Below are 13,739 nucleotides of genomic sequence, written 5' to 3' on the forward strand. Positions count from 1 at the left end.
CCGCGAGCGGGCTTCAGGCTGCGGCGGAAAGCGTATCGATAATCAGGTTCTCGATCTCGACCAGGTCCGGCACGTAAGCGTCGTCTTCGTTCAGGCGGACGGCGGCAAGCACCATCGAGGGCAGCTCCTCGGTGTCCTCATTCACGCCGAGTGCAGCGCGCGACACGGTGACCAGGCGTGGGAATCCCTGGCTGAGGATCGCGAAATAGGGGGCTTTCGGATCGCCGCCCAGCGCCTTCAGCACCAGCACCTTGCTGCTCAGGCTGCCCTGCTCATCGGCAAGCCCCGCCAACTGGGAGAAGCCGATCAGCGGTACCTGCCAACCCCGCCAGCGGGTGAGGCCGAGCAGCCAGCCGGGCGCGCCGGGAACCGTCTCGGGCTGGGCAAATGACATCACCTCGGCCACGGTGGCGTTGGGCAACAGAAGGCGCGCGCCAGCGACCTGGATCAGGACTCCCCGGATGTCCTGGTCGGAACCGTCGAACGGCGCGGATTCGTTGTGGTTCGGTCGTGGATTTTCTGCATCATTTGACATGCTTATTCCTCAGGCCGGCCAACGTTCGCCAAGCCGCTGCGCCAACTCGGCCGGAGTTGCGGTGTCGCCGCCGCGTGATGCCAACGCAGCAGACGCAGTGGCGTCGTAGCAGCCGTCGGCGGATTGCCCTGCGACCAGCGCCCCGGCCCAGCCCAGCCGCAGGGTCGCGTCGACCACCGAGGGGTCGGTGCCACTGAGCAGAAGCACCGCGCTGTCACTGGACGGCAACGACGCCACGAGTTCGCTTCCCGTCTGGAAACGGATCCCGGCGTCGCTGACGTCAATGCCCAGTTCCTCCGCAAGGATGTACACGGTGCCCGCCATCGCGTACTGATCGGCTTCGGCAAGCCGGACCGGCAATTCGGTGGCACGCTGCATCTGCGCGACCAGCCGGTCATGGCGCCCGCCATCCAGGCGTTGCTGGATCAGGACAGGACGCGGGAATCCGGCGGGCATCGCGGCAACCAGTTGTCGCACTGCATCGGGTCCACCCAGGCCCGCCAGGACCAGCACCGCGCCACGCGCGTGCTCGGGCTCCTTCCTGGGTGAGTCGTCCACGAGGGTCAATCCGGAGATCCGCTCTTCCAGTTCGACGATGTCGCGAGCCAGGCGGTCGTCCGATTCCTCCGAGTCGCCCGACACCAGCGGAGCGGATCCATCGTCCAACGTCAGTACGCCGAAGCGCCCGGCCGCCTCGCCTTCCTCACCGGAGGCGACGGCAGTGGCGGGCGATCGAGGCTCGGCGGAGGCTTCAACGGCTGCGGCGTCATCATTGTCGACCACCGGGTCGAGGGTGAGGCTCAGGTCAAGTCCGTCGGCCACATCGCCGGGTTCAAATACGGGAACGTGGCCGGATTCCTGGTCTGCGGTCTCGGCGAACACGGGATCGAACGGGTTGGTCGTCTCCGCCGGAGCGGCAGACCCGCCTTGCCATTCGCGCTCCGGGGCATCACCCGCGGCGGAGCTGATGTGGTCAAACCGGGTGGACTGCCCAGTTTCTGGCGCTTCCTGTTCGGTTCCGGGCGGCAGGACGTCGCCGTGGCTCTGCATCTTTGCCACCAGGTGGCGCTGCCACCGGGCCATGTCCCAGCCCTCGCGGGCAGCCGCCAGGCTGGCTTCCTCGTAGATGACTTCCACGTCCGGGTCAGCCAGCACCTCGTCAAACGCCTCCAGCGCATCCTCGGTCTGGGGATCCAGCGCCACCAGCACGACTTTCGCCTCCGACGTCGGGACATCCGCGGGGTCGATTTCCTGCGGGTCCGACTCCAGCACGCACTGCGCCCCCGCCGCTTCGATCGCCTCCCGCAGCCGGTCACGGGCGGGACCGGCCTGGGCCAACAGTGCAACTTTCAGCGGATTACTGCTCATGGCGGCTTTCAAGGGCGAGCAGCTCGTACACGTTGCGCATCAATTCGGGTTCCTGATACGGCTTGCCGAGGTAGCGATCCACGCCGATCTCCATCGCGCGCTGGCGGTGCTTGTCTCCGGTCCGCGAGGTGATCATGACGATCGGAACGTCGCGCAGGCGGGCGTCGCCCTTCATCCGCGTCGCCAGTTCATAGCCGTCCATGCGCGGCATCTCGATATCCAGCAGCATCAGGTCCGGCACCATGTCCGCCATCCGCTCCAGCGCATCCTGGCCGTCGCGCGCGGTGGCGACTTCGAAGTTGTGCCGCTCCAGGATCCGGCCGGTGACCTTGCGCATGGTCACCGAGTCGTCGACCACCATGACGAGCGGGACAGGGCGCGACTCCACTGTCGGTGCGGGCGCGGCAATCATCGAGGCCGGCATCGAGATCAGGCGGCGCACCAGCGGCGCAACGTCGAGGATCACCACGACCCGACCGTCACCCATGATGGTCGCGCCGAAGATGCCCGGCATCGAACCCACCTGCGGCCCGACCGGCTTGACGACGATCTCGCGGTTGCCGATGACCTGGTCAACCGTCACCGCCGCGTGCAGATCGCCGGAGCGTATCAGCAGCACCGGCATCTGGATCTGCCCTTCGGCGACCGCCGGCGCCTGGCCGACGAGTTGGCCGAGGTCGTGCACCGTGTAGTCGTCGCCACCGTAGCGATAGCTGGCCTCGCGCGGCTGGCCCTGCTCGTCGACCAACTCCTCGCGTGCGATGCGACCCACGCCGCGCACCGAGGCAATCGGCACTGCAAAGGTGGTCTCGCCAATCTTGACGAACACCGCCTGGGTGACGGCCAGTGTCTGCGGCAGGCGCAGGACGAACGTGGTCCCCTGCCCGGGACGGGACTGGATGTCGAGAGAGCCGCCGAGCTGGCGAACCTCGCTGGCCACCACGTCCATGCCCACGCCGCGACCGGCCAGCCGACTCACTGAATCGGCCGTCGAGAACCCGGCCTGGAGGATCAGGGAATGCAGTGCGAAGTCGCTCATCACCGCATCGGGCGCGACCAGGCCTCGCTCCTCGGCGCGACGACGGATCGCCGCGCTGTCGAGTCCGCGACCGTCGTCGCTTACTTCCAGCACGACTTCGGAGCCTTCGCGCCGGATCGCGATGCGGACCGTGCCTTCCTCGGGCTTGCCGGCGTTGCGGCGCTGCTCTGGGGTCTCCACGCCGTGCGCGATGGCGTTGCGGAGCATGTGCTCCAGCGGCGCGGTCATGCGCTCGAGCACGTTGCGGTCCAGCTCGCCCTGCGCACCGTCCAGCTTGAGCGCGACCTGCTTGTCCAACTCGCCGGAAGCCTGGCGGATGACCCGGCGCAGACGTGGCAACAGGCCATCGAAGGGCACCATGCGGGTGCGCATGAGGCCTTCCTGCAGGTCGGAACTGACGCGCGACTGCTGCAGCAGCAAGGTTTCGTACTGACGGGTCAGGTCGTCGAGCGTGACCTGCAGGCTGCTCTGGTCGGCGGCCGATTCGGACAGGCCGCGCGAGAGCTGCTGCAGGTTGGAGAACCGGTCCAGCTCCAGCGGATCGAAGGTCTGCTCGGCATCCTCGCCTTCACGTTGGTAACGGGCAACGATCTGCGCTTCGGTCTCCATCTCCAGCCGGCGCAACTGGTCGCGCATGCGTTCGTTGGTGGCCGCCATTTCCCCGATGGCACCGCGGAAGGCACCCAGCTGCTGCTCCAGCCGCGCGCGGTAGATCGCCACTTCACCGGCGTAGTTGACCAGGCGGTCCAGCAGGTCCGCGCGGATGCGCACCTGTTCCTGTGGAGCGCGGATACCGATCTCTTCGTCGTCATCCTGATGTTCGACGATCGGGGCGGAAAGGGGACCAAGGATGTTCGTCTTGTGGACGAGCTGCGTCACTTCAGCCGGGGCAGCCGGCTCCTCTGATGCCTCCGGCATCTGTGGCGCTTGCGCAATTTCCGGCTGCGCCTCTGCATCTTCTGCGACGTCTGCACCGGGCCCATCGACGGGTTGGGCAACCAATGGTTCGGACGTCCCTGCGGCAACGGCCGGATCGGCTTCGGTCGTGGAGAACCCGGCCTCGGCAACCACCGACTCGCCGCGCGCGCGTGCTTCGAATTCGTTGACCAGCGCGGCGGGCATTGCGATGGCGCGGCGATCGCCGACCCGCGTCAGCATCGCGTGCAGGCGGTCGAATCCGCGCTCGAGCAACGGTACGCCGTCGCCGCCCAGCTCGGACTGCTGCCCGACGACCGCCTCGAGCAGCGATTCCATGACGTGGCCGAGTTCGCCCACTTCCATGATCCCGCACATGCGGGCGCCACCCTTGAGCGTGTGGAGATCGCGCTGGAGGCCGACGAGAAGCTCGTCGTCGCCCGGGCTTTCGCGAAGCTGGGCCAGGAGCGAGTCGGAGTGGTCCAGCAGATCGCTGCCCTCTTCCACGAAAATGTCGATCAGCTCCGGGTCCAGATCACTCAGGTCGAGCGGCTCATCCGGATCCTCGACCGTCGAGAATGCAGCGGACGGCGCCACAATGATCGGCTCAGCGCCAGCGACGACCGCCGGGATGCTGGACTCGATATCGGCTTCGATCTCCGATTCCGCAGTCGGCTCGGTCTCGGTCTCGGCTTCGGCTTCGGGTTGAAGCGCGCGCTGTGCTGATTCAGCCTCTTCGACGGAGACGTCGGTCTCCTGCTCTTCCAGGTTTTGCGAGGAATCCGGCTGCTCACGGGCAAGTCGCTCGGCCTCGTACTGCGCCTCAAGGAGGGCGTATTCGGCTGCCTCTTCGGCTTCAATACGCTCGGCTTCGAGCCTCTCGGCCTCCACTCGCTCGGCTTCGATGCGCTCGGCTTCGATGCGTTCAGCTTCGATGCGTTCTGCTTCAACTCGCTCGGCTTCGACACGCTCGGCTTCGAGGCGCTCAGTCTCAATCCGCTCTGCTTCGAGCCGCTCCGCTTCGACACGCTCGGCTTCGAGGCGGTCAGTCTCAATGCGCTCCGCCTCGATCCGCTCTGCTTCGAGCCGCTCTGCTTCGAGCCGCTCTGCTTCGAGCCGCTCTGCTTCGATGCGCTCCGCCTCGATCCGCTCGACCTCGAGACGCTCTGCTTCCACCCGCTCGGCTTCGATCCTCTCCGCTTCGACGCGCTCGGCTTCGAGCCTCTCGGCTTCGAGCCGCTCCGCCTCGAGTCGCTCTGCCTCGAGCCGCTCGGCTTCCACGCGCTCGGCCTCGAGGCGTTCTGCTTCACGCGCCTCGGCCGCAGCATCCTCGATGTCGCTGTGCGCGCCTTCCTCTTCCGGCTCGATATAGGGTGTGAGGTCGGCCACGGAGGGGGCGACAGCAGACACGCCCGGCAGCGGCTCGTCCGCGTCGGCCGCGTGGTGCGTGCGCACTTCGGGAAGACTGTCGCGCAGTGCAAGCAGTTGCTCTGCAACGCCGGCGAAGGCGGGAATCCGCGGGTGGCTGGATTGCAGGGCCGACAACGTGCGCTCGACGGCGTCGCAAACCGCCGCGATGCCGGCAACGCCTTCGGCAGTGGCAGGCTCGCCGGCCGCCAGCAAGCGGCGTACGTACGCCTCGGCTGGCGTGGTGATGTCGGTGATCACCGGCACTTCGGTCATCGCGAAGGCGCCGTTGAGCGTATGGATGGCGCGCTGCAGGCGATCATCGGCGGGCTGCGGGACCAGATACGCCTCACTCAGCCACTGGTGCATCGTCTCCAGGTGGCCGGCGACCTCGCTGCCCAGGATCTCCAGCAGCACGGCATCGACCGAGGCCGGAATGCCCTCGTCCAGCGCCAACTCCGTGTCCACCGTCGCCGGCTCGGGCGCAATGCTGTCCGCTTCGATTTCGGAAACTTCGGCCGCGACCGCTTCCTCGGCCGGTGCGGCATAGAACGCTTCCTGCCCGTCCGCAATCCGGTCGGCAACCGCTTCCAGTCCAGCCAGGTCGGCGCTGACGCTACCGGTGCCCGCAAGCGCTGCGTGCAATTGCGGCAGGACCGCGTGAGCCTGTTCGACCAACGCGACGACCGCCGGACTGGCAAGCCGGGTTCCGCCGAGCACGCCGTTGAGCATGCTTTCCACTTTCCAGCTGAACTCGCCCAGGGTCCTCGCCCCGACCAGCCGGCCGCTGCCTTTGAGCGTGTGGAACACACGGCGGATGCCGCGCAACTGCTCCATGTTCTCCGGTGCGTGCCGCCACTGCTCCAGCATCGTACCCAGATTGGCGATTTCCTCCTCAAGCTCCTCGAGGAAGACTTCGCGGATTTCATCGTCGATGTCGTCGCTTTGCGCAAAGCCGTCAAGGCTGTCAGCGGCAGCCACCGTTGGTGCGGCAACCTTGTCTTGGACAGGCGTCGGGGTAGCGGAGGTATCCAGCGGGACTTCTGAAAGGGTCTCAGCCACGCTTTGGGAGTCCGGCTGCTCGGCCGGCGGGGTGGCGTCCGATGCGGCCTCGGTCCATCGCGGCGCATCCATTTGGCGCGCCGTGGAGGCCCACTGGTCCAGCGCAGCGGCGGCGTTCTCTTCGTCCTGCTCCGAGACCGGCGAGGACGGCTGTTCCGTCTCGGCCTGGTCGCCGGGCACGGGCCAATAGCCCAGTGCCTCAAGGCTGAAGCGGGCGATTTCGAGAATCCGGTCGCGGTTGGGCCGCTGCTCGCGCAGCGCCTCCAGGTAGTACTCGACGCTGGCCAAAGCGTCGGCCAGCGTGTCCAGCTGCTTGCCGTGGGGAATCCGCTTGCGGCCGATCAACTCGACCTCGATGTAGCGTTTTACTCCGTACAGGTAATCCGCCGGTAGGTGCAGATCCAGAATGCGCAGCGCGCCGCACACCTCGTCCAGCAGGCGCGGGATTTCCACCAGCTCGGCGTGGTCCCAGTTGGTCTCGACGAAGGCGACGAAGGACTGCCGAGCGTCACCGAAGTTGCCGATGGCCTCGCGCACGACCACCTCGAGTACCTTGCGCGACTCGCTCTCCAGCAGGTCCTTGTCGGCGCGCTCGTCCGACAGGCCGAGGCGTGCGACCTGGTCGTCCAGCGAGGTCTCCACGTACAGCAACGCACCGGCCACATCCAGCAGGGCCGACTCGTCGGCCGCGCGGTTGCCGGCGACGATTTCGTGCATCGCGTCGCGCTGCTGCATCACCACGCCGCGCGCGACGCCCAGCCCCATCATTCCCAGGGTGTCACTGACCCGACCCAGGGCGTCGACCTGCGGGCGCAGGTCCTCGACCCCTGTCTGGCCGGTGCGCAGGTGCAGGTCCAGCGCATCCTTCACCCTCAGCAGGTCTTCCTTGATCGCCGCCGACACCGTGTCCAGCAGGGCGCGGTTGCGCCCGGTCAGGCTGCCACGGGCGTGATCGAGCTCCGATTCCGACGGCAGCTGGCTGTCGAGTTCGAAGGTCTTGCGCAGGTTGTCGAGGGCCGGATGCCCACCATCACTGTGGGCGACGTGATAAAGCAATTGGCGCGTCGGCTCGGCATTGGGCTCTATGCCTGGGACGCTGAAATCATCGCGCATCAGCTGGCGCGCTTCGCGCTCGACGCCACCGAAGGCCTGGCGCAGCGCGCGGGTTGCCGGCAATGCACCGTCGCGCAGTGCGCCGGCCACCGAGGAGGCCACCCACAGCATCCGCCGCAGCGGCTCCACCGAGACTTCGGCCAGCAGGCCATCCACCACTTCAGCCAACCGCGCCGGATCGGCAGGCTCGCCACCTTCGGGCCACTGCGCCATGGCCTCGCGCAAACCGGTCAGGTTGGCACTCAGTGGCTGCACACCGGTACGGATGGTTGGAGCGTCTTCCACGACCGGGGCCGGCAGGTCGACAGGCAAGGGGCGGTCGAGATTGGGCGCGAAAAGGACGCTTTCGTTCAGGCCCGACTCGCCCCGCGTGGCACGCAGCTCATTGAGCAGCGGCAGCAGGACGATGGGAATGTCCCGGTGCCCACCCTGCAGGCGCTCCAGGTAGTCGGGCAACTGGACGGCGCCGCGCATCAGGATGGTGCACGCGACGTCGCGGTTGGCGATCTCGCCGTGCAACAGCCCGAGGGCGAGACGCTCCATTTCCTCTGCGACCATTGCCGGCGCGTACAGCTCGACCATGCGCAGGGTGCCGTGCACCTGGTGCAGGTGACTGGCACAGATGCGCATCGCCTCGCTGTCAGCGGGCGACTCGGCGAACGCCTCGATCTGCTCGCGCGCCTGGCGCAGGGTCTCGTCCAGCTCCGGCTTGATCCAGCCCAGCGTGGTGGTGTCGATGGCATCGCGCATCACCGTCATGGCGCGATGCTCCATTGCGCTGCGCACTGGCGCAGCGGGTGCGGGCGGCGGCCGGGGGTCATGCTGTTCATCCTTCGATCCAATGCGGGGCTCAGGCAGGAAGCGTGAAGTCGGCGACCGAACGACGCAGGTCGGAGGCCATCTGCGCAAGGTTGCCAATCGACTGCGCGGTCTGGTTGGCACCCTGCGTGGTCTGCGAGGTGATCTGCTGGATCGTGTTCATGGTCTCGGTGATGTTGGCCGCCGCGCCGGACTGCTGCTGGGAGGCCAGCGAGATGCCCTGGATGAGCCCGGACAGGTCGGACGAGACCTTCTCGATCTCGCCCAGGGCGGTGCCGGCGTCCTCGGCCAGGCGTGCACCGGCGACCACCTCGGTGGTGGTCTGCTCCATCGAGCTGACCGCCTCGTTGGTATCGGCCTGAATGGCCTGGACCAGCGACTCGATCCGCTTGGTCGCGTTGGAGGAGCGCTCCGCCAGTCGCTGCACTTCGTCGGCCACCACCGCGAACCCGCGACCGGCCTCACCGGCGGAGGCCGCCTGGATCGCCGCATTCAGCGCCAGGATGTTGGTCTGCTCGGAGATGTCGTTGATCAGTTCAACGATCGAGCCGATTTCCTGCGAACTCTCACCCAGGCGCTTGATGCGCTTGGAGGTTTCCTGGATCTGGTCGCGGATGGAGTCCATGCCCTGGATGGTCTGGCGGACCACGCCCGCACCGGCGGTCGCGATCTGCACCGAGCGTTGCGCCACGTCCGCGGACTCGGCGGAGTTGCGCGAGACCTGGTCGATACTGGTCGCGATCTCGCTGATGCGGCTGGACGCGGAGGTGATCTCCTGCGCCTGGTGCTCGGCGGCCTCGGCCAGGTGCATGGCGGTGGCCTGCGTTTCCTGCGCGCTGGAGGCGACCTGCACCGAGGTGTCGGTGATCGTCTGCACCAGGGTGCGCAGCTGCTCGATGGCGAAGTTGATGGAGTCGGCGATCGCGCCGGTCATGTCCTCGGTCACCGTGGCCTTCACCGTCAGGTCGCCTTCCGCCAGCGAACCCATTTCATCCAGCAGGCGCATGATCGCCTCCTGGTTGCGGTCGTTGAGTTCCTTGGTGGTGGTGTAGCGGTCGCGCTGCGCCTTGCTCAGGGAGAACAGAAGGCCAACGATGGCGGCCAGGGCGAATGCGCCGGCAATGATGGACACCCAGAGGTTGCCCAAAAGGCTGGGATCCTTGAGGGTGCCGAGGGCGTTGAATGCGTTGAACAGCGACTCGCTGTCGGCAAGCAGCTTGTCGGAGCCGTTGGTGATCGCATCCGCCGCCGACTGCGCCGCAAACAGGTCCTGCGAGGTCGCCAGGATGGCGTCGAGGTCGGTTTTCATCGTCTGCCACAGCGCTTCGGCCTGGCCGAGCGCGGCCACCGCGCCCGCATTGCCCAGCGGAGTGATGCCGGTCGCCTCGTCGCCGTTGCGCAGGCCGGCCAGCACGTTGCCGAACACGGCTGCGTCACGCGCGAGGCCTTCACCGGCCGCTTCGGCGTTGCGCCCGCCGGCGCGGATCTCGGTCACGCGACGGGCCATGGTTCCCGACAACACCACCTGGCGCAGCGCGTAGTAGACCTGCGAGGACGGCGAGCCGCTGGCGGACATCGCCCGGACGAGTTCATCCAGGCGCGCCTGCAGGTCGGGCACTTGCTGCTCGAAGCTGTTGGCATTGGTCGCCAGGCCCAGCACCGCCTTCTCGCTGGCGATCAACTGCTCCGCGCTCTTGTCCAGCGGCGCCCATGTATTGGTTACCGTCGCGATCGGCGAGGACACTCCCGGAGTGTCGCCGAAGGTGGCGTTCAACTCACTGATGTCGGAAACCACTTCGTTCCTGGTGGTCTTGAATGCGGCGTAGGCCGCCTCATCACCGCCGACTGCCTCGCGTCCCTGCACCGCCAGGCGTTGCGACGCCACCTGCAGACTGCTGGCGGACGCGCCGGCGCCACTGAGCAGGCTGGCCTTGTAGGTGGCATAACCCACGTTGAGCGCAAGGACCAGTACTGAAATGCCCAGCACCACGAGCCAGGTGTTGGTGCCAACGGTACGGCCCTTGCCGGCGACGGAATTCATCTCAGTGCTCATGATCGACCTCAATTTCGGTGCTGGCGTGGTTTTCGGTAGCGGGCTGCTCGACCCGTGGGGTATCGAGCGCTGCGTGTCGGAACTCGGGGGTACGTGCCAGCCGGTCCAGGCTGAAAACGCCCCAGGTGTGCTCGCCCAGACGGTAGGCCCGGTCGATGAAGTAGGAATAGCGGCCCTCGCCAAGACCGGTCGCGAGGACGGCCTCGGCGTCGAGCTGTGACTCGTTGAAACTGCGCTGACCGAACAGTTCGTCGATCAGGACGGCCACGTCGCCACCGGGCTGGCGGACCAGCAACATGCGCTGGCCTTCGTGGAGAACCGTCCGCTCGCCCTCCAGGAAGTGCTTGAGGTCAACCACCGGCAACAGGTTTCCGCGCACATTGGCCAGGCCCAGCAACCAGGGCTGGGCGCCGGGCACGGGCGTGGCCTGCGGCAAGGGCAGGATTTCGAGCACTTCGTCAAAGCTCGACGCCAGCCGGCGCGAACCCACGCGATAGCCCACGCCCCGCCACATCCCCGGCGCGTCCAGCTGCTCGGGCAGGCCGGCCACGTGGTCCAGGCTGCGACGCTCGTAGTCGTGGAGGATCGCGAACGGGTCGATCCGCTCGATGCCGGCTCGACTCACGGGCCGAGCAACTCGTTGATGCGCGCGACCAGTTCGTCTTCGCGCGGCGGCTTGACGATGTAATCGCGCGCGCCCTGGCGAAGGCCCCAGGCCTTGTCGGTCTCCATGCCCTTGGTGCTGACGATCAGCACGGGAATGGTGCTGGTCTTCTCGTCACGCGACAGTGCGCGGGTCGCCTGGAAGCCGTTCATGCCGGGCAGGATCACGTCCATCAGCACCAGGTCGGGCTGCTCGCGGCGGCACATCTCGATGCCGTCCTCCGCATTCCCCGACACCAGTACTTCGTGTCCGTTGCGCTCCAGCAATTGGGTGAGGACCGCCGTATCCGTCGGCGAATCCTCGATCAGCAGAATGCGTGCCATAAATGCCCTACCCCCCGGTCAGGCGTTGACGTGTGTTCGTATGGCGTCGAGGAGTTCCCCGCGCGTGAATGGTTTGGTCAGGTACTGCTCGGAGCCGACGATGCGGCCACGGGCCTTGTCGAACAGGCCGTCCTTGGAGGACAGCATGATCACGGGTGTGTTCTTGAAAACCTGGTTGTTCTTGATCAATGCACAGGTCTGATAGCCATCCAGCCGCGGCATCATGATGTCGACAAAGATGATCTGCGGCTTCTGGTCGGCGATCTTGGCCAGTGCCTCGAAACCATCGGTGGCGGTCACTACTTCGCAGCCTTCGCGCTTGAGCAATGTTTCAGCGGTGCGGCGGATGGTCTTTGAGTCGTCGATCACCATGACTCGCAGCCCATCGAGGCTGCCGCTGCGGACCTCGTCTTGCATGTTCCCTGTTCCCCAGTATTGCGAAGCGCTTGCGCGAATTCCCCGACGCGCCAGCTAGGGTCCCTTTATTCCAAGCCGGGCGCAAGGTGTCAAGCGCGTTTGCGCGCTGCCTCGATGCTGAATGCGCGCCGCTGCGGGATTGCCCGCATGGCTGCCTGCTACCATCCACGCGACCCCTGCCAAGGCCACCTGCCATGCCGCTTGATATCGTCGTCGTGATGGATCCGATCGAATCCATCACGATAGCCAAGGACTCCACGTTCGCGATGCTGCTGGAGGCGCAACGGCGCTCGCACCGGCTCTGGTACGTGATGCCTGGAGGACTCGGACTGCGCGACGGAAACGCGATCGCGACGATGGCGCCATTGACCGTTCGTGACGATCCGGACGGATGGTTCGATCTGGGACCCGCATCACAGTTCGATCTCGGCCCCGGCCACGTGGTGCTGATGCGGCGCGACCCGCCGGTGGACAACGACTACATCCACGACACCCAGATCCTCAGCCTCGCCCAGCTTGCCGGCGCGATGGTGGTCAACGACCCACAGGGGCTGCGCGACTACAACGAGAAGCTCGCTGCGCTGCTGTTCCCGCAGTGCTGCCCGCCGACGGTGGTCAGTCGCGATCCGGCGGTACTCAAGGCCTTTGTCGCCGAACACGAGGTGGCGGTGCTCAAGCCGCTGGACGGGATGGGCGGGCGTTCGATTTTCCGCGTCGTCCACGGCGATGCCAATACGAATGTCATCCTGGAAACGCTGGTCGGCGAAGGCAGCCTGGCGATGGCGCAGCGTTACCTGCCGGAGATCAGTGAGGGCGACAAACGCATCCTGCTGGTCGACGGCGAGGTGGTGGATTACACCCTGGCGCGCATACCGCAGGGCGACGAGTTCCGCGGTAACCTCGCTGCGGGCGGTCGTGGCGAGGGGCGTCCGGCGAGCGATCGCGACCGCTGGATCGCCGCCCAGGTGGCGCCGGAAATGAAGCGGCGCGGCATGCTGTTCGTCGGCCTGGACGTGATCGGCGACTACCTCACCGAGGTCAACGTGACCAGTCCGACCTGCATCCGCGAGCTCGATGCCCAGTTCGGCCTGAACATTTCCTCCGGCCTGTTTGACGCGATCGAAGCGCGGGTTGCTGCCACGGCATGAGCGTGGTGGCGGCATCGATGACCGGCACGGTTGAGCGCCAACGACTGGGCGCGACGATGGTGCTGTCGCTGCTTTTGCACGCGGTGCTTCTGCTGGGTGTGGGTTTCAGCATGGAACTGGCCGCGCCGGTCGTGCCCACTCTCGACGTGATCCTTACCCGCACCACCAGTGCGCTGACCCCCAAGCAGGCCGACTTTCTCGCCCAGGCCAACAACGAGGGCGGCGGGGAAAGCGAGCGCGCGGTGCGCCCGCGCGACAACCAGTCGGGGCCATTGCCGCAGGACGCCGACGGCCAGGCGCCGCGGGAGCTTCGCGCGCAGTCGCCCACGCAGCAGCCACCGCCGCAGGCGCGGATCATCGCCAGCGCCCGCGGCGAGGACACGGTCGCCAGCGCGCAGGAGACCCCGGAGCCGGCCGAGCGCACGCTGCCGCCTGGCCAGGAAAAAATCGACCGCGACATGGCGATGGCGAGGCTGGCCGCCGAGATCCACCTGCGATCGGAACGCTATGCCAAGCGCCCCAAACGCAAGTTCGTGTCCGCCAGCACCACCGAATATGCGTGGGCGGGTTACCTGCGCGAGTGGGTCGACCGCGTCGAGCGGGTTGGCAACCTCAACTACCCCGATGAAGCGCGGCGGCGGCGCCTGGCGGGCCAGGTGGTGATCAGCATTGCGATCCGTCGCGACGGCAGCGTGGAGAACTCCCAGATCGTGCTGAGCAGCGGGATTCCGCTACTGGATGCCTCGGCGTTGCGGATTGCCCGGCTCGCCGAGCCTTATCCGCCGCTGCCGCAGACCGACGACAACCCGGACATCCTGCATGTCACGCGGACCTGGGCCTTCCTTGCCGGCGGCGAGCTGGTGGATCGGTGACGCC

8 protein-coding genes and 1 pseudogene are annotated in these 13,739 nt (G+C 66.9%); 2 read left to right on the top strand and 7 right to left on the bottom strand.

The annotated features are described in order from the left end of the window. Positions 1-13: 13 nt before the first annotated feature. The 7 genes and pseudogenes from INQ43_RS10330 to pilG all read right to left on the bottom strand — a co-directional run bounded on the left by INQ43_RS10330 (position 14) and on the right by pilG (position 11,715). Positions 14-535 (bottom strand): chemotaxis protein CheW, encoded by a 522-nt coding sequence (locus INQ43_RS10330; protein ID WP_194036383.1) that lies wholly within the window; start codon positions 533-535, stop codon positions 14-16. Positions 536-544: 9 nt separating this feature from the next. After that, positions 545-1,903, bottom strand: coding sequence for a chemotaxis protein CheB (locus INQ43_RS10335; RefSeq protein ID WP_194036384.1), 1,359 nt, complete (start codon positions 1,901-1,903; stop codon positions 545-547). Then, the gene (locus tag INQ43_RS10340) at positions 1,893-8,198 is read right to left on the bottom strand and encodes an Hpt domain-containing protein (RefSeq protein WP_194036385.1); all 6,306 of its coding nucleotides are present in this window, start codon (positions 8,196-8,198) and stop codon (positions 1,893-1,895) included. Before INQ43_RS10340 ends, INQ43_RS10335 begins: the two co-directional genes overlap by 11 nt. Before the next feature lie 91 nt (positions 8,199-8,289). Then, complete coding sequence (locus tag INQ43_RS10345; RefSeq protein WP_194036386.1) at positions 8,290-10,311, bottom strand: methyl-accepting chemotaxis protein; 2,022 nt, start codon at positions 10,309-10,311, stop codon at positions 8,290-8,292. Positions 10,312-10,378: 67 nt separating this feature from the next. After that, positions 10,379-10,912, bottom strand: a pseudogene (locus INQ43_RS10350) (chemotaxis protein CheW); the annotation flags it as partial. 20 nt (positions 10,913-10,932) lie between these two features. Continuing rightward, positions 10,933-11,298, bottom strand: a complete 366-nt coding sequence (locus INQ43_RS10355; RefSeq protein WP_194034182.1) for a response regulator — start codon at positions 11,296-11,298, stop codon at positions 10,933-10,935. An 18-nt stretch (positions 11,299-11,316) separates the two neighbouring features. Next, positions 11,317-11,715, bottom strand: coding sequence for a twitching motility response regulator PilG (pilG, locus tag INQ43_RS10360; protein ID WP_194034183.1), 399 nt, complete (start codon positions 11,713-11,715; stop codon positions 11,317-11,319). Between the two features lie 194 nt (positions 11,716-11,909). Between pilG and gshB the strand changes: the two genes are divergently transcribed. Together gshB and INQ43_RS10370 are read left to right on the top strand one after the other, a co-directional pair. Continuing rightward, on the top strand, positions 11,910-12,863 hold the full coding sequence (gene gshB / locus INQ43_RS10365) for a glutathione synthase (protein ID WP_194036387.1): 954 nt from the start codon (positions 11,910-11,912) through the stop codon (positions 12,861-12,863). After that, positions 12,860-13,735, top strand: coding sequence for an energy transducer TonB (locus INQ43_RS10370; RefSeq protein WP_194034185.1), 876 nt, complete (start codon positions 12,860-12,862; stop codon positions 13,733-13,735). The genes gshB and INQ43_RS10370 overlap by 4 nt, the downstream gene beginning before the upstream one ends. The last annotated feature ends 4 nt before the right edge of the window (positions 13,736-13,739 follow it).

The organism is Lysobacter sp. H23M47 (genome assembly GCF_015209765.1).
Lineage (GTDB): Bacteria > Pseudomonadota > Gammaproteobacteria > Xanthomonadales > Xanthomonadaceae > Novilysobacter > Novilysobacter avium.

Excerpts from the sequence above, each read along its gene's own strand:
- INQ43_RS10330 (WP_194036383.1), bottom strand. The coding sequence starts at position 535 with ATGTCAAATGATGCAGAAAATCCACGACCGAACCACAACGAATCCGCG.
- INQ43_RS10335 (WP_194036384.1), bottom strand. The coding sequence starts at position 1,903 with ATGAGCAGTAATCCGCTGAAAGTTGCACTGTTGGCCCAGGCCGGTCCC.
- INQ43_RS10340 (WP_194036385.1), bottom strand. The coding sequence starts at position 8,198 with ATGACGGTGATGCGCGATGCCATCGACACCACCACGCTGGGCTGGATC.
- INQ43_RS10345 (WP_194036386.1), bottom strand. The coding sequence starts at position 10,311 with ATGAGCACTGAGATGAATTCCGTCGCCGGCAAGGGCCGTACCGTTGGC.
- INQ43_RS10355 (WP_194034182.1), bottom strand. The coding sequence starts at position 11,298 with ATGGCACGCATTCTGCTGATCGAGGATTCGCCGACGGATACGGCGGTC.
- pilG (WP_194034183.1), bottom strand. The coding sequence starts at position 11,715 with ATGCAAGACGAGGTCCGCAGCGGCAGCCTCGATGGGCTGCGAGTCATG.
- gshB (WP_194036387.1), top strand. The coding sequence starts at position 11,910 with ATGCCGCTTGATATCGTCGTCGTGATGGATCCGATCGAATCCATCACG.
- INQ43_RS10370 (WP_194034185.1), top strand. The coding sequence starts at position 12,860 with ATGAGCGTGGTGGCGGCATCGATGACCGGCACGGTTGAGCGCCAACGA.